Origin of the sequence: Peptococcus simiae, from assembly GCF_046569735.1 — a bacterium.
GTDB lineage: Bacteria > Bacillota > Peptococcia > Peptococcales > Peptococcaceae > Peptococcus > Peptococcus simiae_A.
Genome location: NZ_JBKICG010000013.1, coordinates 1 through 18,982, shown reverse-complemented (window position 1 = coordinate 18,982; position 18,982 = coordinate 1). Strand labels below are relative to the sequence as shown.

The 18,982-nt window shown below is 52.2% G+C and carries 13 protein-coding genes and 1 tRNA gene; all 14 read left to right on the top strand.

From position 1 onward, the window contains the following. The first annotated feature begins 94 nt into the window (after positions 1 to 94). The 14 genes from rpsB to ACLGL1_RS06470 all read left to right on the top strand — a co-directional run bounded on the left by rpsB (position 95) and on the right by ACLGL1_RS06470 (position 18,974). Complete coding sequence (rpsB, locus tag ACLGL1_RS06535; protein ID WP_411007903.1) at positions 95 to 814, top strand: 30S ribosomal protein S2; 720 nt, start codon at positions 95 to 97, stop codon at positions 812 to 814. An 80-nt stretch (positions 815 to 894) separates the two neighbouring features. Continuing rightward, complete coding sequence (gene tsf, locus ACLGL1_RS06530) at positions 895 to 1,554, top strand: translation elongation factor Ts (protein ID WP_408977808.1); 660 nt, start codon at positions 895 to 897, stop codon at positions 1,552 to 1,554. Positions 1,555 to 1,612: 58 nt separating this feature from the next. Continuing rightward, positions 1,613 to 2,341, top strand: a complete 729-nt coding sequence (pyrH, locus tag ACLGL1_RS06525; RefSeq protein ID WP_411007902.1) for a UMP kinase — start codon at positions 1,613 to 1,615, stop codon at positions 2,339 to 2,341. Next, on the top strand, positions 2,334 to 2,891 hold the full coding sequence (gene frr, locus ACLGL1_RS06520; RefSeq protein ID WP_411007901.1) for a ribosome recycling factor: 558 nt from the start codon (positions 2,334 to 2,336) through the stop codon (positions 2,889 to 2,891). Before pyrH ends, frr begins: the two co-directional genes overlap by 8 nt. Positions 2,892 to 3,063: 172 nt before the next feature. After that, positions 3,064 to 3,828 carry an isoprenyl transferase gene (locus ACLGL1_RS06515; RefSeq protein ID WP_411007900.1) on the top strand — a complete coding sequence of 255 codons (765 nt, stop codon included), beginning with the start codon at positions 3,064 to 3,066 and terminating at the stop codon, positions 3,826 to 3,828. Further along, on the top strand, positions 3,825 to 4,616 hold the full coding sequence (locus ACLGL1_RS06510; protein ID WP_411007899.1) for a phosphatidate cytidylyltransferase: 792 nt from the start codon (positions 3,825 to 3,827) through the stop codon (positions 4,614 to 4,616). The genes ACLGL1_RS06515 and ACLGL1_RS06510 overlap by 4 nt, the downstream gene beginning before the upstream one ends. An 18-nt stretch (positions 4,617 to 4,634) precedes the next feature. Next, a complete protein-coding gene (gene dxr / locus ACLGL1_RS06505; RefSeq protein WP_411007898.1) occupies positions 4,635 to 5,783 on the top strand; it encodes a 1-deoxy-D-xylulose-5-phosphate reductoisomerase in 1,149 nt (382 codons plus the stop codon). Beyond that, positions 5,780 to 6,850: an RIP metalloprotease RseP gene (gene rseP / locus ACLGL1_RS06500; protein WP_411007897.1), complete on the top strand. Its 1,071-nt coding sequence runs from the start codon at positions 5,780 to 5,782 to the stop codon at positions 6,848 to 6,850. The genes dxr and rseP overlap by 4 nt, the downstream gene beginning before the upstream one ends. Positions 6,851 to 6,864: 14 nt before the next feature. Further along, positions 6,865 to 7,932: a flavodoxin-dependent (E)-4-hydroxy-3-methylbut-2-enyl-diphosphate synthase gene (gene ispG, locus ACLGL1_RS06495; RefSeq protein WP_411007896.1), complete on the top strand. Its 1,068-nt coding sequence runs from the start codon at positions 6,865 to 6,867 to the stop codon at positions 7,930 to 7,932. After that, a complete protein-coding gene (locus ACLGL1_RS06490; protein WP_411007895.1) occupies positions 7,929 to 9,638 on the top strand; it encodes a proline--tRNA ligase in 1,710 nt (569 codons plus the stop codon). Before ispG ends, ACLGL1_RS06490 begins: the two co-directional genes overlap by 4 nt. A 9-nt stretch (positions 9,639 to 9,647) precedes the next feature. Further along, complete coding sequence (locus tag ACLGL1_RS06485; RefSeq protein WP_411007894.1) at positions 9,648 to 13,328, top strand: PolC-type DNA polymerase III; 3,681 nt, start codon at positions 9,648 to 9,650, stop codon at positions 13,326 to 13,328. Between the two features lie 221 nt (positions 13,329 to 13,549). Continuing rightward, complete coding sequence (nifJ, locus tag ACLGL1_RS06480) at positions 13,550 to 17,071, top strand: pyruvate:ferredoxin (flavodoxin) oxidoreductase (protein ID WP_411007942.1); 3,522 nt, start codon at positions 13,550 to 13,552, stop codon at positions 17,069 to 17,071. Positions 17,072 to 17,323: 252 nt separating this feature from the next. Continuing rightward, positions 17,324 to 18,685, top strand: coding sequence for an aldehyde dehydrogenase (locus tag ACLGL1_RS06475; protein WP_411007893.1), 1,362 nt, complete (start codon positions 17,324 to 17,326; stop codon positions 18,683 to 18,685). A 216-nt stretch (positions 18,686 to 18,901) separates the two neighbouring features. Beyond that, positions 18,902 to 18,974: transfer RNA gene (locus ACLGL1_RS06470), tRNA-Ala, on the top strand. Positions 18,975 to 18,982: the final 8 nt, after the last annotated feature.

The following is an 18,982-nucleotide window of genomic DNA, read 5'->3' as shown; positions in this document are numbered from 1 at the left end:
AAAAAAACACACGGTTTCCATTGCCTGCCCTTGGAGCGAAAGTTGCGGCAAGGCTTGAGGAGGCCGGAGGAAAATCCAGAAAGGAGGTGCCCAAATGTCCGTCGTTTCTATGAAACAATTATTAGAAGCCGGTGTGCATTTTGGACATCAGACGCGCCGTTGGAACCCTAAAATGGCGCCTTATATCTTTGCTGAACGCAATGGTATTTATATTATTGACTTGCAGAAAACTGTACGTCTCATGAAGGAAGCCTTTGGCTTTGTCAAAGAAACAGTCGAGGATAACAAGCCTATTCTCTTCGTTGGGACCAAAAAACAGGCCCAAGAATCTATCCGTGATGAAGCCATCCGTGCGGGTGAATACTATGTGAATGAACGTTGGCTAGGCGGTATGCTGACCAACTACAAGACCATCAAAGCCCGTATCAAACGCCTCTTCGAACTGGAAAAGATGGAAGAAGAAGGGACCCTCGAGTTACTCACCAAAAAGGAAAAATCCTTGCTCTTAGCTGAGAAAGAAAAACTCGAACGTTACCTTGGCGGCATTAAGAACATGCCTGAACTTCCGGGTGCTCTTTTCGTTATCGATCCGCGGAAAGAAAAAATCGCCGTTCATGAAGCCCGTAAGCTTGGTATTCCCGTTATTGCGGTTGTTGATACCAACTGTGACCCGGATGAAATTGATTATGTCATCCCGGGCAATGACGATGCCATTCGTGCCGTCAAATTGCTGACTTCCGTAATTGCAGATGCTGTCGTTGAAGCCAAACACGGCTTTGAAGAAGACACCGTCGTTGAAGCAGAAGCTGAATAATTGACTAACAGGTAACCGGTTGGCTTTGCCATTGGTTACCTTTTTTAAAGAAAGCTGTTAATGACTAAGGAGGTATCTTTGTGGCAAATATTACCGCTTCTATGGTAAAAGAACTTCGTGAAAAAACCGGCTCCGGTATGATGGATTGCAAGAAAGCCCTGCAGGAAACCGATGGCGACCTGGAAAAGGCCATTGACCTCTTGCGGGAAAAAGGGATGGCTGATTCCGCTAAAAAAGCTGGCCGGATTGCAGCTGAAGGGGTTATCGCTTCCTACCTGCATATGGGTGGCCGCATTGGGGTTATGGTTGAAGTGAACTGCGAAACCGATTTCGTCGCCAAAACCGATAACTTCAAAGAATTTGCGCAAAATATCGCTATGCATATTGCTGCAGCCAATCCATCCTACTTGACCGCTGAAGAAGTGCCCGAAGAAGAATTAAACCACGAACGGGAAGTCCTAAAGGCACAAGCCTTAAACGAAAACAAGCCGGAACATATCGTCGACAAGATGGTCGAAGGCCGGCTGAAAAAATACTATGCTGAAAATTGTCTCATGCAACAAGCCTACATCCGGGCTGAGCATGATGAAACCATCGAAGATGTGGTTAAGGCAGCAATCGCTGAATTTGGGGAAAACATCAAAATTCGCCGGTTTACGCGCTACGAAATGGGCGAAGGCTTAGAAAAACGTTCAGAAGACTTTGCTGCTGAAGTAGCTGCACAAGTCGGTCAGGGTTAAGCCAAAGGGGTCCATTTCATTAGGAAATGGGCCCTTTTTCTATATCTAGGAGGTTTGTATGGAAACACCTAAGTATAAACGCGTCATTATCAAACTATCCGGGGAAGCCCTCGCCGGTGACCAGGGCTTCGGCCTGGAAAATAGTGTCCTGGATTCCTTGGCCGAACAAATCGGTGATATCATTGATTTGGGTGTTGAAGTGGCCGTCGTTGTTGGCGGTGGGAATATCTGGCGCGGCGTGGCCGGGTCCAAGCGGGGCATTGACCGGGCGACAGCTGACTACATGGGTATGCTGGCGACTGTGATTAACGCCCTGGCCCTCCAGGACATCCTTGAAAACCATGACATTGACACCCGGGTTCAGACCGCCATTGAAATGCGCCAGGTGGCCGAGCTCTACATTAAGCGCCGGGCCATCCGCCACCTGGAAAAGGGGCGGGTCGTGATTTTCGGGGCCGGGACCGGGAACCCCTTCTTTTCAACAGATACCACTGCCGCCTTGCGGGCAGCAGAAATTGAAGCGGAAGTCATCCTCATGGCAAAAAAGGTCGATGGTGTTTATGATTGTGATCCACAAACCAACGCCAATGCGAAGAAATTTGACCACTTGTCCTATATCGACGTCTTAAACCGTGGCTTAAAAGTTATGGACAGCACGGCAACCTCTTTATGCATGGATAATGATATCCCCATCATCGTCTTTAACATGATGGAACGTGGAAATATGAAGCGCGCACTTATGGGAGAAACCATTGGTACCTATGTAGGGAGTGAACAAAATGATTAATGACATTTTGAAAGACACTGAAAACCGGATGCAGTTATCCATTGAATCCTTGCGTACGGAACTCAGCCGAATTCGCACCGGAAAGGCCAACATTTCTTTGCTGGATGGTATTACTGTTGAATATTATGGGGCCCCGACGCCTTTAAACCAAGTGGCCAATATCAGTGCACCGGAACCCCGGCTTTTAACGGTCCAGCCTTGGGATAAGACCGTTATGCAGGATATTGAAAAGGCCATCCTGGCTTCGGACCTGGGCATTACCCCCAATAACGATGGGCAGATTATCCGCCTGCCCCTGCCCCAGCTGACCCAGGAAGTCCGGGAAGATTTAGCCAAACAAGCCCGTAAACGGGGCGAAGATGCCAAGGTCAGTGTTCGGAATATTCGCCGCGATGCGAACGACCAAGTCAAAAAGCTGGAAAAGGGCAAGGAAGTGGCGGAAGACGAAGCCAAGTCAGCCCAAGATGATATTCAAAAATTAACCGATGACGCCGTCAAAAAGATTGACGCCGTCGTCAGCGATAAAGAAAAAGAAGTCATGGAAATTTAACCTCAAGTCGGGCCTGGCCCGACTTTTTTCTTACCCGGAAAATCTTTCCGGGCTTCTTCTATCTGGTCTTCATGAAGTCTTAATAGGCTAAGCCTGTTCACCTGCCGGCGCTTATGATAAAATAGAGGCATGATTTTATCTATAAGATTATAATGAGAGATGGGGTGGACGAATGAGCCATGCTGAATCAATAGAGACACGCATTAACCAAATGAAAGAAGGAAGCATTCCCCGGCATATCGGGATTATTATGGATGGCAATGGCCGCTGGGCAACCCTGAGGGGCTTGGCCCGGTTAAAGGGCCACCGGGCAGGGGTGGAAGCTGTTGACCGGGTCCTTGAAACAGTGATGGCCCTGGGCGTTGACTATTTAACGGTTTACGCCTTTTCAACGGAAAACTGGAAGCGACCCACAGCAGAAGTCAGGGGGTTGATGGCCCTCCTGGTTGAATACCTGGATGCGAAACTGGACAAGCTCATGGCCAATGGCGTCTGCCTCAAGGCCATAGGCGATAAGGCCGGTCTGCCGGAAAAAGTGCAGGTCAGCTTAAACCGGGTAGAAGAGAAGACCAAGGCTAATACAGGCCTGTATTTTAATATTGCCCTGAATTACGGCGGCCGCCAGGAAATCGTGCGGGCGGCCCGGGCCCTGGCTGAAGAAGTCCAGGCCGGTAGCCGGTCTCTAGAAGATATTACCGAAGAAAGCCTGGCCGATAAGCTCTATACCGCCGGCCAACCGGACCCGGATTTCATCATCCGGTCTTCCGGTGAATTTCGGATTTCCAACTTCATGCTTTGGCAAATGGCCTATGCCGAGCTATGGCTGACGGATACCCTGTGGCCGGATTTTTCTGCAGACGACCTACTGGATGCCATCGCTGACTACCAGAAACGCAACCGGCGTTTTGGTGGGATCGATGCGAAAGGAAAAGTATGAGACAACGTATTATTACTGGGCTTGTAGGCATTCCTGTGATCCTACTTTGCCTATTTACTGTGCGGCCGCTCATGGTCCTCTTGGTGGCGGCCCTAATGGCCGCTGCCCTTTACGAACTGGCCCGGATGTATGCGCCGAAAAGGCTCATGGCCTTTATCTGGCTCCCTGCCCTAGGGGCCGCTGGCTTCCTCTTGACCTACCTCCTGGGCTGGTCAGACTGGCAGGGGGTTGTGCTGGCTCTTTACCTGGTGGCCCTGGTGGCTCTGGGGGTCTTTGCCTATCCCCGGCTTCCCATCCAGGATATTGCCTTCCTGCTCCTGATGCTGGTCTATGGGGCCTGGACCTTTATGCATGCCCTGACCCTTTACGATGTGTCCCGGGGCAGCTGGCTCCTCCTAATGGCCTTCCTGACAGTCTGGTTCTCAGACAGCGGGGCTTACTTTGTGGGGCGGGCCTTTGGCCAGCGGAAAATGGCCCCCCAGCTTTCCCCCAATAAAACCATTGAAGGGGCTCTCGGTGGCCTGGCCTTTGCGGTCCTGGCCCTGCTCATTGCCAATGCCTTTATCAAGGCCCTACCCAGCCCCCTGGCCACCATTTGTTTTGCCTTGGCCATCGCTGTAGTAGGGATCCTAGGGGACCTTTTTGAAAGCCTATTAAAGCGAACTTTCGACGTCAAAGATTCAGGAAATATCCTCCCCGGCCATGGCGGTATCCTAGACCGCTTTGACAGCTTTATGCTGGTCTTGCCGGTGGTGAGCTACCTGCTCCCTTTCCTGGCTACTTTATAGGGATGAGAAAGGACAAGTATGACAAATATAGCAGTATTGGGCGCAACCGGCTCAATCGGTCAACAAACGCTCCAAGTGGTGGACGAACATCCATCACTTTTTTCTATAAGTGTCCTGGCCGGGCACCGCAATAGGGCCCTTTTACGAGACCAAGCCCTGAAGTATCGGCCGGAAGCCGTTTTTATTACAGATGCCGCAACTTACCAAAGTTTACAGACTGAGCTGACCCAGGCCGGGATCACTGTCCTGGATAGCTGGGACCAGCTGGCAGCTTTTTTAGCAGATGTGGATATCGTCCTCGGGGCCATATCCGGTGCGGCCGGCATTGAACCGACCTTAATCGCCCTGGAACTGGGAAAAACCGTGGCCCTGGCCAACAAGGAAACCCTGGTCGCAGCCGGCGACCTGGTGGCGGAGGCCCTGGCCAAGCATGGCGGACGGATTATCCCGGTCGATAGCGAACATTCAGCGATCTTTCAATGCCTGGAGGCCAACGGCCAGCCGGCTAAAATTTTACTCACCGCTTCCGGCGGCCCCTTCCGCCATTGGCCCAAAGACAAACTGGCAGGCATTCGCCCGGCAGATGCCCTCAGCCACCCCACCTGGGAGATGGGCCGGAAGATAACCATTGACTCGGCGACCTTGATGAACAAGGGCCTTGAAGTCATTGAGGCTGTCCGCCTCTTTGATATGCCGGCGGAAAGGATCCAGGTCCTGGTCCATGAAGAAAGCGTCGTCCACTCCATGGTCCAATGGGTAGATGGGACCATTATGGCTCAACTGGGGACCGCCGATATGCGGCTCCCCATTCAGTATGCCTTATTTTGGCCGAAACGGCTGGAGAATACCTTCCCTGCCCTGGACCTGGCCGCCATCGGCACCCTTCACTTTGCCGAGCCTCGCTGGGAGGACTTCCCGGCCTTAAACCTGGCCTATAGGGCCCTGGACCGCGGGGGGATTATTCCGGCCGTATTAAATGCAGCCAATGAAGTGGCTGTGGACCAGTTTTTAAAGGAAAAGATCGGCTTTCTGACCATCGCCGAGGTCGTGGCAACAAGTATGCAGGCCTTTCAGGCTAATCAGGTTGAAAGCCTGGCCCACTTACAAGCTGTAGACGCAGAAGCCCGGGCTAAGGCCCTGACCCTTTGTGCAGGTGATCGCCTATGATGTCCTTTATCATTGCTGTTTTGCTCCTGGGCTTTTTGGTATTTGTCCATGAATTTGGTCACTTTATCATTGCTAAAATTTCCGGGATGAATGTAGAGACCTTCAGTATCGGCATGGGACCGGCGATTTCTACCTTTAAAAAAGGCGGGACCGAGTACGTCATTGCGGCCATTCCGGCCGGTGGCTATGTCAGTGTGACCGGGGCCACCGGGGACCTGGACGAAGAAGACGCCCTAGACCCGGACGACCCCCGCCGCTACCCCAACCGGCCTCTCTTGCACCGGGCCTTTTTTGCCGCCGCCGGTCCCTTGATGAACCTCTTGGTTGCTGTCTTGATCTTTATGCTGATCTTTATGTCGGTAGGCGTTGAAGTGCCTAAAATGGAAACGGATACCATCATCTCCACGGTAACTGATAAGAGTCCGGCCCAGGCGGCAGGTCTCCAGGCCGGCGACCGGGTCCTGGCGGTAGATGGCCAAGCGGTCAATAGCTGGGCCGCCTTACAAAAGGCCATCGGCGACCAGAAGGGGGCGGCCCTCAACCTGCAAATTGACCGGCAGGGTCAAGTCCAGGAAGTGACCTTGATGCCCAAGTGGGACAAGGGCGAGGAGCGCTACCTCATTGGGATTGCCCATAAAACAGAGTATGAACAGCGGCAGCTATCCCTAGCGGAGGCCGCCAAAGCCAGCGTCAAAATGACCAAGCAAATGTCCATGCTCATCTTTGATGCAGTGGGCAACCTGGTTACCGGCAAGGCCTCCGTCAGCGATAAAGAAGAGGGGCTGGCCGGCCCGGTCGGTATTGTCAAAGCCATCGATGAATCGACCCAACATGGCCTGGTCAATGTGTTGATGCTGACCGCCGCCCTATCGGTCAACCTGGGGCTCCTGAACCTCTTGCCCATTCCCGCCCTGGATGGGAGCCGGCTCCTTTTTCTTTTATTGGAAGCGGTGCGAGGGAGACCGGTCAGTGCCGAAAAAGAAGGCCTGGTCAACCTGGTCGGTTTTGCCTTCTTAATGGGGCTGATGATTTATGTTACCTTTAACGATATCTCACGATTGGTGTGAATAAAATGCTAGGAATGCGACATAAGACGCGGTCTTTCTACGTGCGGGACCTGGGCTTTGGGGGAGACCATCCCATTGTTGTCCAGTCCATGACCAATACCGATACCCATGACCTGGTGGCCACCCTGGAGCAGATCCGGGCCCTGCACCAAGCCGGGGCCCAGCTGGTCCGGCTGGCTGTGCCGGATAAGGCAGCCATCCCGGTCTTGGAAAAACTGCTTGACCAGAGCCCGGTCCCTCTCGTGGCCGATATTCACTTTGATTATCGTCTGGCCCTGGCCGCCATTGCCTGTGGGGTCGATGGGGTCCGGATCAACCCTGGCAATATCGGTGGCCTTGACCGTTTCCGCCAGGTGATCAAGGCCTGTCTGGAAAAAGACACCCCCATGCGGATTGGGGTCAATTCCGGGTCTGTTGAAAAGAAATTACTGGAAAAATATGGCGGTCCCACACCGGAAGCCATGGTGGAAAGCTTATGCCAGCATGTCCGGGTCTGTGAAGAGGCCGGCTACGGCAAGCTGGTCCTATCGGTCAAGGCCTCCAGTGTGCCGGGAATGGTCCGGGCCAACCGTCTGGCTGCCCGAAAGCTGGACTACCCCCTCCACCTGGGGGTGACGGAAGCCGGCGGTGTCCGGATGGGGACCATTAAGTCGGCCGTAGGCATTGGGGCGCTCCTGGTCGACGGCATTGGTGATACCCTCCGGGTCTCCTTAAGTGGAGATCCTTTAAATGAGCTGCCGGTGGCCTACGATATCCTCAAGGCCAGCGGCCGGCTCAAGCAGGGGGTCAATATCATTGCCTGCCCGACCTGTGGGCGGACGCAAATTGACCTGGTGCCCCTTTTGGAAGCCGTTGAAGAACGGACCCGCCACATCCAGCGGCCCTTGAATATTGCCGTCATGGGCTGTGCTGTCAATGGTCCCGGGGAAGCCCGGGAGGCCGATATCGGCATTGCCGGTGGCAAGGGAATGGGCCTTATTTTTAGAAAGGGCGAAATCGTCGCCAGTGCCAGCGAAGACCAGCTCCTGGCCAGCTTTGACCAACATTTACAACAACTCTTAATGGAGGATTCTGAATCATGAGAATGACAAATGCACTAATCCCAACCTTACGTGATGTGCCGGCTGACGCAGCGGTACCTAGCCACCAGTTGCTCCTCAAAGGCGGCTACATCCTACGGACGGCCGCCGGTTTATATAACTACCTCCCCTTAGGCCACCGGGTGCTGGCCAAGGTTGAAGCCATTGTCCGTGAAGAAATGGACCGGTTTGGAGGCCAGGAAGTCCTGATGCCCATCCTGCAACCGGCTGAATTATGGGAGGAAAGTGGCCGCTGGGAGGTCTACGGTGAAGAGCTCATGCGGATCAAGGACCGGCATGACCGGCAATTTTGCCTGGGGCCTACCCACGAAGAAGTCATCACCGACCTGGTCCGCCAGACCATCGGCTCCTACAAGGCCCTGCCCCTCCGGCTCTACCAGATGCAGAACAAGTATCGGGATGAGCGGCGGCCCCGGTTCGGTTTAATGCGGGGCCGGGAATTTGTCATGAAAGACCTCTACTCCTTTGACTTGGATGAAGCCGGTCTGGATGCGGCCTATGAAGATATGTACCAGGCCTACACCAATGTTTTTAACCGCTGTGGCCTGACCTTCCGCCCGGTATTGGCAGATGCCGGCCAAATCGGTGGGGGCTACACCCATGAATTTAACGTCTTAGCGGAGAATGGGGAGTCCGTCCTGGCCATTTGCCCGGATTGCGACTACGCCGCCAATCAGGAAATTGCCGAAGTTAAGGCCAGCCCGGTGACCTACCCGGCTGATGAGGCGGCCCTGGAAAAGGTCCATACCCCGGATGCGAAAACCATTGATGCCGTAGCGGCCTTTCTACAAGTCGATGAAAAACAATGCGCCAAGACCATGATGTTTGAGGCCGATGGAGACCTCATCTGTGTCCTGACCCTGGGCAATGATGAAGTAAATGAAGTGAAAATCCAAAAAATCCATCCCTGCGACCAGCTGGTCCTGGCCGACCAGGCAACCATCCGGGCCCGGCTGGGAGCAGACCCCGGGTCCCTAGGCCCGGTGGGTATACCGGAGGATATTCCCATCTATGCTGACCAGGCCCTTAAAGGAGGGCAGGGGCTGGTTGTGGGCGCCAATGAAAACGACTACCACTACACCCATGTGAACCTAGACCGGGATGCCAAGATAGCCGCCTATGGCGACTTGCGGATGGTCGTAGAAGGGGACGCCTGCCCGGTATGTGGCGCCCAGTTGACCTTTACCCGGGGCATTGAAGTGGGGCAGATCTTTAAACTGGGCACTAAGTATTCGGAAGCCATGGGGGCTACCGTCCTTGATGAGAACGGTAAGGCCCGGCCGCTGATCATGGGCTGCTACGGCATCGGGGTTAGCCGGACAGTGGCTGCCGCTGTCGAGCAGCACCATGATGGTCGGGGGATTATTTGGCCCAAGAGCCTCGCCCCCTACCAGGTTCATCTGATTGCCGTCAACATGAAAGATGAAAGCCTGGCAGCCATCGCTGAAAAAACCTATCAGGCATTAATAGAGGCGGGCCTTGAGGTCTTATTCGATGACCGGAAGGAGCGGGCCGGCGTCAAGTTTAACGATGCCGACTTAATCGGCATTCCCCTCCAGCTTATCATTGGGAAAGGGGCAGTCGAAAACGGCGAGATTGAATGGAAAGACCGCCGGACCGGTGAAAAACAAATGGTCCAGCCCACGGCCTTAATCCAGGCAGTTAAAGCGTTTTATGATTATGAATAGGGGGATTTTATGTCGATTCTAGTCAAAAAAAATTTTACCGAAGGACTAGAAGAACATGTAAAAGACTTTCTTGAACGCGCGACCATCCAGCAGCTGGAAATCCAGACCCGGTCGAAGCGGATTTTAATGACCTTAAAGGTGCCCTACTGGCCGGCAGTGGCCCTTAAAGCGGAAATCAGTCGCTACCTACAGGGCTGCTACCCGGCTGATGTCCGGCTGGACATTAAGATGGTCTGTAAAGACTTGGCGGCCTTAGGGGACCTCCTGCAAGAGCCCAAGCTCTTTTTAGCCTACCTGGCTGAGGACTACCCCCAGTTAACACCCTGGCTGTCTGAGTGTGATTTCTGTGATGGGGCCAAGGGTCTCCAGGTCCATGTCCACTCGGATATGGTCTTCCGGCGGCTAGAAAAGGCCGGGACCCAAAGGGGTCTGGCCCAGTGGCTGGAAGAGCGGGGGAGGACCGGGGCAATGGTGACCCTGGTCCGGAGCGACGTGGAAGAACCGCCTGCAGAACCCTTAAATATCCTAAAGGAAGAGCCCAGGCCGGCGCCGGTCGTGCCCAGCTGTCGGAATGGGGTCAGCCCGGCTTCAGTAGCAACGGGAGCCAAGGGGGCCCATATCATCTATGGCAGGACCATCAACCAGGCCCCTGTAGATATTGCTGACATCACCGAAGAGGAAAATAAAGTTTGCTGTGCCGGCCGGCTCTTTGATATCGATGGCCGGGAGCTGAAGAGTGACCGGGGCCTGATTGTTTTTAGCATTACCGACCAGACAGACAGCATTGAATGCCGGCTCTTTTGCGATAAAAAGGAAGTCAGCGACCTCTTAAGCCAGCTGAAAAGTGCCGATGGGGTCTGCTTAAATGGTCGGGCTCAGGTCGACCGCTATAGCCAGGAACTGGTCCTTATGGTCAACAACATCAACCATAAGACCCTGGCCTGCCGGATTGACCAGGCCACAGAAAAGCGGGTGGAACTCCACCTCCATACCCAGATGAGCAACATGGATGGGGTATCCAGCCTCAAAACCCTGGTCTCCCTAGCCGCCCAGCTGGGCCATTCGGCCATCGCCATTACCGATCACGGGGTGGTTCAGTCCTTCCCCCAGGCCTATGACCTGGGCAAGAAACTGGGCATTAAAATCATATACGGGATGGAGGCCTATATCTTTGATGATTCCATCCCGGAAAACCAAAAGCCGAAAACCTACCACTGTATCCTCCTGGCTAAAAATATGACCGGCCTGCTGAACCTCTATAAGCTGACCACCGAGTCCCACCTCCGCTATTACAAGAGACGGCCGCGGATTCCCAAGCGGCTCATCAATTACGCCCGGGAAGGGCTCATCATCGGGAGCGCCTGTGAGGCTGGTGAACTCATGCAGTACCTCATCCATCACCCGGATGATGAAGCCGGCCTGGAAGACCTGGCTCAGTTTTATGACTATGTGGAAATCCAGCCGATAGACAACAATGCCTTCATGATCCGCAAGGATATTGTCAGCAGCCGGGAAGACCTCCAGGACCTAAACCGCCGGCTCTTTAGCCTGGGCCGGAAACTGGGCAAGCCGGTTGTGGCTACCTGTGACGTCCACTTTGCCAATGCTGAAGATGCCATTTTCAGGACCATCCTCATGGCCGGCAAGGGTTTCCAGGACGCCGAACAACAGGCCCCTCTCTACTACCGGAATACCGATGAAATGCTGGCCGAGTTCGCCTACCTGGGGGAAGAGGACGCCTACGATGTAGTGGTCACCGCCCCCAACCGGATTGCGGACCAGATTGAAGAAGTCAAACCGGTACCGGATGAACTTTTTCCGCCGGAAATAGAAGGGGCTGAAGAAGAAATCAAGCGGCTCACCTATAAAAAGGCCCATGCCTTATACGGTGCCCCCCTGCCTGACATCGTTGAAGCCCGGATTGAAAAAGAACTCAAGGCCATTATCGGGAACGGTTTCTCCGTCCTCTACCTGATTGCCCATAAATTGGTCAAAAAATCCAATGAAGATGGTTACCTGGTTGGGTCGCGGGGGTCTGTCGGCTCCTCTGTAGTCGCTTACTTTACAGACATTACAGAGGTGAACGCCCTACCGCCCCACTACCGGTGCCCGGCCTGCCAGCACAGTGACTTTGCCAATGAGGCCGGCGCCGGTACAGGAATTGACCTCCCCCGGCAGACCTGCCCCCACTGTGGGGCGGATATGGAAAAAGACGGATTTGATATTCCCTTTGAAATTTTCCTAGGCTTTAAGGGGGACAAGGTCCCCGATATTGACCTGAACTTTTCCGGTGAATACCAGCCTTCAGCTCACGCCTTTACCGAGACCCTCTTCGGTAAAGACAACGTTTTCCGGGCCGGCACCATTGCGACGGTGGCTGAAAAGACCGCCTATGGCTATGTGCGGAAATTCTACGAAGAGCGGGGCGAAGTCCACCGGAGTGCAGAAATGAACCGGCTGCGGAATGGGTGTACCGGGGTAAAACGGACCACCGGGCAGCACCCCGGCGGCCTGATGGTTATCCCTAAAGGGCTGGATGTCCACCAGTTCACCCCCCTGCAGCGGCCGGCTGATGACGTGAAAACAGAAATCGTCACCACCCACTTTGACTACCACTCCATCAACGACCGCCTGGTTAAGCTGGATATACTGGGCCATGATGACCCGACCGTCATCAAAATGCTCGGGGACCTGACCGGCCTGGATGCCCGCCATGTCCCCCTGGATGACCCGGCCACCATGTCCCTCTTTTCCTCAACCGAGGCCCTGGGGGTCAGCCCGGAAGCCCTGGGCTCACCGGTGGCGACCTATGGGGTTCCCGAGTTCAATACCAAGTTTACCCGGCAGATGCTGGAGGACATTAAACCCCAAACCTTCGCCGAACTGCTCCGGATCAGTGGTTTTTCCCACGGCACAGACGTCTGGCTGAATAATGCCCAGGACCTGATCCGGAGTGGGACCGCCACTGCCACGGAAACCATATCCACCCGAGATGACATCATGCTCTTCCTCATTGATAAGGGTATGGACTTCAGCCTCTCCTTTAAAATCATGGAAAGCGTGCGGAAGGGGAGGGGCCTTAGCGAAGACCAGCATGCGGCAATGGTGGAAAATCATATCCCGGACTGGTTTATCAAGTCCTGTGAAAAAATCAAGTATTTATTCCCCAAGGCCCACGCCGTCGCCTATGTGATGATGGCCTACCGGATTGCCTGGTTTAAGATTAACCATCCCCTGGCCTTTTACGCCGCCTACTTTACTGTCCGGGGGGCAGATGAGTTTGACCTGGAGACTGTCCTCGAAGGAGAGACAGTTGTACAGGGGAAAATTAAAAACATTTACAACAGCGGCCGGGACGCTTCAGCCAAAGACAAGGCTTCCGTCAGTGTCCTGGAAGTCGCCCTGGAACTTTTACTCCGCGGTTTTCATGTCCTGCCGGTTGATATCAAGACCTCCGACCCGACCAAGTTTACCCTTGTCGATGACGCCCTTTTACCGCCACTGGTAGCCATTCCCGGCTTAGGGCAGACTATCGCCAACAGCATCGCCCTCGCCCGAGAAGAAAAGGCATTCATTTCCATTGAAGACCTGAAGGGGCGGGGGAAGGTTGGCGAGGCCATGGTGGGAGAAATGGCAAGGATGGGTGTTTTGAAAGACATGCCTGAAAGTAACCAAATTAATCTTTTTTAAGGAATTTTTAAATGTTGAAATAAGTGAAAAACAGCAATAAGAAAAACTTATTGAAAATCCGCTGCAGATGGATGGTTGAAATTGAATTAGAAGGATAAATATGTTAAAGTAGAGCTAAGGGGTATACAACTTATTCAATTTTGAGGAGGAAAACCGTGTCTATTAAAGAAAAAGAATCGGTTGCTTCAACTGCTGCTGCAGAAGGCAAAAAACCGAAAAACATGAAAACAATGGACGGTAACACTGCTGCTGCTCACGTATCCTACTTATTTACCGACGTTGCAGCTATCTACCCGATTACGCCGTCTTCCCCGATGGCAGAAAAAATCGACGTATGGAGCGCTCAAGGCCGGAAAAACCTTTTCGATCAAACTGTAAAAGTTGTCGAAATGGAATCTGAAGCTGGTGCTGCTGGTGCTGTTCACGGCTCCTTAGCTGCCGGTGCCCTGACTTCCACCTATACGTCTTCCCAAGGCTTACTTTTAATGCTGCCGGTTATGTATAAAATCGCCGGGGAATTACTTCCGACTGTTTTCCAAGTGGCTGCACGTGCTGTCGCAACCCACGCTTTATCTATCTTCGGTGACCATTCCGACGTCATGGCTTGCCGGGGTACCGGTTTTGCTATGTTGGCCAGCTCCAGTGTCCAGGAAGTTATGGACATCGGGAGCGTCGCTCAACTCTCTGCCATTAAGGCCCGTTTACCGTTTATCCACTTCTTTGACGGTTTCCGGACTTCTCACGAAATCCAAAAAATTGAAGTCATTGATGAAGATTTCTTAAAAAGCCAAGTAGACTACGAAGCGGTTAAAGAATTCCGTGAAAGAAGCCTCAATCCGGAAAAACCGGTCATCAAAGGGACCAACCAAAACCCGGATATCTTCTTCCAACAACGTGAAGGCATCAACCAAAACTATGTTGACGTTGTAGGCGTTGTAGAAGACTACCTGAAAGCTGTTTCTGAAGAAACCGGCCGCGACTACAAAATCTTCAACTACTATGGTGCTGAAGATGCAGAAAACATTGTTGTTGCAATGGGTTCTGTTTGTGAAGCCCTTGAAGAAGTTATCGATTACAAAGCCGCTCAAGGTGAAAAAGTCGGTATGATCGAAGTCCACCTGTTCCGGCCCTGGAGCAGCAAGCACTTCTTTGATGTATTACCGAAAACCGTTAAAAAAATCAGCGTCTTAGACCGTTCCAAAGAACCGGGCTCCCTCGGTGAAGCGCTCTATGAAGACGTTAAGACCATGTTCTATGATGCTGACATTCATCCGCTCATCATCGGTGGTCGTTATGGTTTAGGTTCTAAAGATGTCACCCCGGCACAACTGATTGCCGTTTATGACAACTTAGCTAAAGAAGAACCGAAAAACCACTTCACCGTCGGGATTGTTGATGACGTTACCCATACTTCCCTGGAAGTTGGCGCACCTGTCACCACCAGCCCGGATGACTGCATTGCTTGTCGGTTCTGGGGTTACGGCTCTGACGGTACCGTTGGTGCAAACAAAGACGCTATTGCCATCATTGGTGACAATACCGACATGTATGCCCAAGGTTACTTCTCCTATGACTCCAAAAAATCCGGTGGTGTTACGATTTCCTCCTTGCGTTTCGGGAAATCCAAGATCCGCTCCACCTATCAAATTGACCAAGCAGACTATGTTGCTTGCCATAAATCCAGCTATGTGAACTCCTATGATGTCCTCGAAGGCTTAAAACCGGGCGGTACCTTCCTGCTCAACTGCACCTGGAACGATGAAGAGCTAGACACCCACCTGCCGGCTCATATGAAACGTTACATTGCTGAAAACGATATTAAATTCTTCACCATTGATGCGGCTACCGTAGCTCAAGAAATTGGCTTAGGCAACCGTACCAACATGGTTACCCAAACAGCTTTCTTCAAACTGACCGAAGTTATTCCTTTTGAAGATGCCGTTCGTCTCCTGAAAGAAGCCATCCAAAAAACCTATGGCAGAAAAGGTGACGCCGTTGTTAACATGAACAACGAAGCTGTTGATAAGGCTATCGAAGTTCTCCACAAAGTCGAAGTACCGGCTGACTGGAAAAACGCTGAAGATGGCGCAGAAGAAGGCGTTCGTTGCTCTCACGAACCTGAATTCATCCGCAAAGTCTTCCGTCCGATGCTGGCTCAAGCCGGTGACAAACTCCCGGTTAGCGCCTTTGTCGGCTTAGAAGATGGTGCTTATCCGAGTGGTACCACCAAATTCGAAAAACGTATGCCGGCCCTCTTCGTTCCTGAATGGATTCCGGAAAACTGCATCCAGTGTAACCAGTGCTCCCTGGTTTGCCCGCATGCTGTTATCCGTCCCTTCGTATTAGACGAAGAAGAAGCTGCCAACGCTCCTGAAGACATGACCCTGGTTGACGCTAAGGGTAAAGAATTTGCAGGCATGAAATTCCGCATGCAAGTTAGCCCGATGGACTGCTTAGGCTGCGGTAGCTGCATCAACACCTGCCCGGCTAAAGAAAAAGCCCTCAAATTTGCTCCGGTAGAACAAGAAGCTGAAAAAGAACGCGACCATTGGATCTACATGACCCACAAGGTCAGCAATAAGGCTCACTTAACCAACACCACTACCAGCAAAGGCGTTCAATTCAAAGTGCCCCTGCTTGAATTCTCCGGCGCTTGCGCAGGCTGCGGTGAAACCCCGTATGCTAAACTGATTACCCAATTCTTCGGCGATCGGATGATGATTGCAAACGCTACCGGTTGCTCCTCCATCTGGGGTGCTCCGGCACCGAGCCTGGCTTACACCACCAACGAAAAGGGTCAAGGCCCTGCTTGGCAGAACTCCCTGTTTGAAAACAACGCTGAATTCGGCATGGGGATGGTCATTGCTGATAAGCAAATGAAACTTAAATTAAAAGACCTGCTCAAACAAGTTTCTGAAGGTAGCTATGACGCTGACCTCAAAGAAGCTGCTGATAAATGGTTGGCTAACATCGATGACCGTAACGTTGATGAAGTTTCTGCTGCTGCAGATGTCATCGTTAAGGCTGTTAAAGGTTCTGATGACGAAGTCCTTCACGCTATTGATGATGTTCACGGCTTCCTCAAAGTTCGTAGCCAATGGATCTTCGGCGGCGACGGCTGGGCTTATGACATCGGTTACGGCGGTTTAGACCACGTTCTGGCTTCTGGCGAAAACGTCAATGTCTTCGTATTTGACACTGAAGTTTACTCCAACACCGGTGGTCAAGCATCTAAATCCACCCCGACTGCAGCTATCGCTCAGTTCGCTGCTGACGGTAAACGTACCAACAAGAAAGACCTTGGTATGATGGCGGTTACCTATGGTAACGTTTATGTTGCTCAAATCGCTATGGGCGCCAACATGAACCAAACCTGTAAAGCCATCCAGGAAGCTGAAGCCTATGATGGGCCGTCCCTCATCATCGCTTACGCAACCTGCATCAACCACGGTATCCGTAAAGGCATGGGCGTCAGCCAAGCCCACATGAAAGACGCTGTTGAATGTGGTTACTGGCACCTGTGGCGCTACAATCCGGAACTCAAAGACCAAGGGAAGAACCCCTTCATCCTTGACTCCAAAGAACCGGATTATGATAAGTTTGATGACTTCATCAAGAGCGAAGTTCGTTATACCTCTCTTGCTAAAGCGCTTCCTGAAAAAGCTCAACAGCTCTTCGATCTCACCAGAGAACGCAGCAAAGAACGTTACGAATCCTACAAGGCCCTGGCCAACAAAGAATAATTGTATACCAAAAGGAATCGGACACTTGTCCGGTTCCTTTTTTTGTGCGCCCGACGGCGCACAAAAAGAGAGACAAGCACAAAGGATGTACTTGTCTCTTTGATCCAACTTTTTGGGGTCACTCTAATAACAGTTGGCCGGGATATCCAGGTTTTTTGCATGGGACCCCTTTCAGCGTCCTCTTTTATAGCTAACGTGTTATACTATATAAATAAATAAGCGGTCTATCACTTTGAAAGACGGAGAGATACAATGATTAAATCTAGGCTCGACAAGAAAAGACGTTACTTTAACACCGGCGTGACCCGCCAAGCGAATTTCCGCAAGCAGGTTCTCCTGGCCTTAAAAGAGGCCATCCGGCGGTATGAAAAACCCTTGGTTGAAGCCCTGGCAGCTGACTTGAACAAGTCTGCCTATGAAAGCTACATGACTGAAATTGGCTTGGTCATCCAGGAGATTAACCGGCATCTTAAGTTTCTGGATAAGTGGATGAAGCCTGTGCGCCGTCGGGTGGGTATCAATGCTTTCCCGGGCAAGGCCTATACCCTGGCAGAACCCTACGGCCTCGTCCTGATCCTATCGCCCTGGAATTATCCTGTGAACCTAACCCTCATGCCCCTGGTAGGCGCCTTGGCCGCCGGTAACTGTGTAGCCTTAAAACCCTCGGAGTTTTCGCCCCATACCACAGCTGTCTTGCAAAAAATGTTGCAGGAAAGCTTTTCAGACCAGCTTATCAGCGTCTTTGTTGGGGGTGTCAGCCTGAGTGAACGCCTCCTGGAAGAACGGTATGACTATATCTTTTTTACCGGCAGCAGCCCTGTTGGCAAAAAAGTCATGAGCGCCGCAGCCAACCACCTGACCCCGGTCACCCTTGAATTAGGTGGCAAGTCCCCCTGTATCATCACGGCCGATGCCGACTTGTCCCTGGCGGCCAAGCATATCGCCTTTGGTAAAATTCTTAACGCCGGTCAAACCTGTGTGGCACCGGACTATGTCTTGGCTGATAGCAACATCCTGGACCGGTTCGTCCATGCCTTGGCCCGGGCTCTCAATGATCAATTGCCCGAGGGATTACATACCAAAGGATATCCTAGAATCATCAATCAACACCACTTTGATCGCCTGCTGGGATTAATGGCTGATGGAAAAGTTTTAGTCGGCGGCCAAGTGGACGCCCAAAGCCACCGGATTGCCCCGACAATTATTAGTCAGCTTTCGGCGGATGATACCATCATGCAGGAAGAAATCTTTGGTCCCCTGCTGCCCATTTTACCGGTGCAGTCAGAGGACGAGGCTCTTGACTTCATTAGTCAGCGGGAAAAACCCTTGGCTGCCTATATCTTCAGCCAAAATAAGAATAAACAAGAGCAACTCTTACGACGCCTGTCTTATGGAGGCGCTTGCGTCAACGACACCATCTCTCACATTACCTGCCAAGGCCTGCCCTTCGGTGGCGTGGGCTATAGTGGCATGGGCGCCTACCATGGGGCCTATAGCTTTTGGACCTTTAGCCATGAGAAGAGTATTTATAAAAAAGCCTCCGTTTTTGATCTTCCCTTGAAGTATGGTCCCTATCCCCACAGCTACCGGATGCTCAAGTGGATCCTGCACTGATGAACCAGGGTAACCCCATCCTTACGACTAAGCTACAAAGTGATAGATAGCTTTTTTATTTTTGGCTTGCAATTCCTGCGCCTATCTGGTAAAATATATATCCAGTCAACAAATGCCTATCTGAAAACTGAGGAATTTACAGAATAAAAACTTCTACTTGACATAATTGGGGATTATTGATAAAATGATTTATGCCTTTTAATAAGGTGACCAATTGGGGGTATAGCTCAGCTGGGAGAGCACCTGCCTTGCAAGCAGGGGGTCAAGAGTTCGAATCTCTTTATCTCCATGAGTCGG

Bases quoted from the DNA above. Each gene is read 5' to 3' on its own strand.
- rpsB (WP_411007903.1), top strand. From the start codon at position 95: ATGTCCGTCGTTTCTATGAAACAATTATTAGAAGCCGGTGTGCATTTT.
- pyrH (WP_411007902.1), top strand. From the start codon at position 1,613: ATGGAAACACCTAAGTATAAACGCGTCATTATCAAACTATCCGGGGAA.
- frr (WP_411007901.1), top strand. From the start codon at position 2,334: ATGATTAATGACATTTTGAAAGACACTGAAAACCGGATGCAGTTATCC.
- ACLGL1_RS06515 (WP_411007900.1), top strand. From the start codon at position 3,064: ATGAGCCATGCTGAATCAATAGAGACACGCATTAACCAAATGAAAGAA.
- ACLGL1_RS06510 (WP_411007899.1), top strand. From the start codon at position 3,825: ATGAGACAACGTATTATTACTGGGCTTGTAGGCATTCCTGTGATCCTA.
- dxr (WP_411007898.1), top strand. From the start codon at position 4,635: ATGACAAATATAGCAGTATTGGGCGCAACCGGCTCAATCGGTCAACAA.
- rseP (WP_411007897.1), top strand. From the start codon at position 5,780: ATGATGTCCTTTATCATTGCTGTTTTGCTCCTGGGCTTTTTGGTATTT.
- ispG (WP_411007896.1), top strand. From the start codon at position 6,865: ATGCGACATAAGACGCGGTCTTTCTACGTGCGGGACCTGGGCTTTGGG.
- ACLGL1_RS06490 (WP_411007895.1), top strand. From the start codon at position 7,929: ATGAGAATGACAAATGCACTAATCCCAACCTTACGTGATGTGCCGGCT.
- ACLGL1_RS06485 (WP_411007894.1), top strand. From the start codon at position 9,648: ATGTCGATTCTAGTCAAAAAAAATTTTACCGAAGGACTAGAAGAACAT.
- nifJ (WP_411007942.1), top strand. From the start codon at position 13,550: ATGAAAACAATGGACGGTAACACTGCTGCTGCTCACGTATCCTACTTA.
- ACLGL1_RS06475 (WP_411007893.1), top strand. From the start codon at position 17,324: ATGATTAAATCTAGGCTCGACAAGAAAAGACGTTACTTTAACACCGGC.